We start from the raw sequence: 1,322 nt of genomic DNA on the forward strand, positions 1-1,322 counted from the left end.
GCCGAAGACGGCGCGTGCGCCGATTCTGGCGCCGACGCGCGAACTCGCCGTGCAGATCGAAGACACGATCAAGATCCTCGCCAAGGGTGCGCATGTCTCGACCGCGCTCGTGCTCGGCGGCGTGTCCCGCTTCAGTCAGGTGAAGAAGGTTGCTCCCGGCGTCGACATCCTGATCGCCACGCCCGGCCGGTTGACCGACCTTGTGCGTGAGGGCGACCTCGTGCTTGCCGACACCAAATGGCTGGTGCTCGACGAAGGCGACCGCATGCTCGACATGGGCTTCATCAACGACGTCAAGCGCATCGCCAAGGCGACGGCGCCCGACCGTCAGACGGTGCTGTTCTCGGCGACCATGCCCAATGAAATCGCCGAACTGGCCAAGGGCCTGCTGAAGAACCCGATCCGCGTCGAAGTCGCGCCGCAAAGCACGGCGGCGGCCGAGATCGTGCAGGGCGTCGTCTTTGCCCGCACCAAGCAGAAGCGCCAGGTTCTGTCGACGATGCTCGCCGACGAGGCGATGAAGTCCGTCATCATCTTCTCGCGCACCAAGCATGGTGCCGACAGGGTGACCAAGGACCTAGAGCGCGACGGCTTCAAGGCCGCCGTCATCCACGGCAACAAGTCGCAGAATGCCCGCCAGAAAGCGCTGAACGATTTCCGCGACGGCTCGGTGCGCATTCTGGTGGCGACCGACATTGCGGCGCGCGGCATCGACGTCCCCGGCATCAGCCATGTCGTGAATTTCGACCTGCCTGATGAAGCCGAGAGCTACGTCCACCGCATCGGACGTACCGGCCGCAACGGCATGGACGGCATCGCGATCACGCTTTGCGATCCTTCCGAGAACAGCAAGCTGCGCCAGGTCGAGCGCATCATCCGCACCAAGCTGCCGATCGTTGCCGACCATCTCGGCAGCCCCGATCCGCTGCGCAATCCGGCTGAAAAGAACGAGCGCTTCGAGCCGGCCAATGATCGCAACGACCGCAATGGCCGTCGCGACGGCAGGCGGCCCGGTGGCGAGAACAAGGGCAACGGCTTTGGCAAGAAGCGCTTCGGCGACAAGCCTGCCTTCGCAGGCGAGCGCAAGCCGGAAGGCGCCAAGCCGGCCTTCAAAGGCAACAACAAGCGTCGCTTCGGCGGCAAGCGTCCGGCTGCGCGGGCTGCGTAAGCCAGATCGCGTTGTAATCAGTCAGGCTTAGCCTGGCTGATTGCCGGGACAGACCAAGGAAAGGGCGGCTGAAGCGATGCTTCGGCCGCCCTTTTTCGTCGGCTTACTTCACCACCGCTTCGATCCAGACGGCGATCCTTTGCGCCAGAAACGC

Annotated in this window: 1 protein-coding gene; it reads left to right on the forward strand. The window is 64.3% G+C overall.

Annotation, left to right across the window (positions count from 1 at the left end):
• A partial coding sequence (locus EN984_RS34910; RefSeq protein WP_164765935.1) for a DEAD/DEAH box helicase occupies positions 1 to 1,168 on the forward strand: 1,168 nt, incomplete at its 5' end.
• Positions 1,169 to 1,322: the final 154 nt, after the last annotated feature.

Source organism: Mesorhizobium sp. M7A.F.Ca.CA.004.12.1.1 (assembly GCF_003997835.1).
GTDB lineage: Bacteria > Pseudomonadota > Alphaproteobacteria > Rhizobiales > Rhizobiaceae > Mesorhizobium.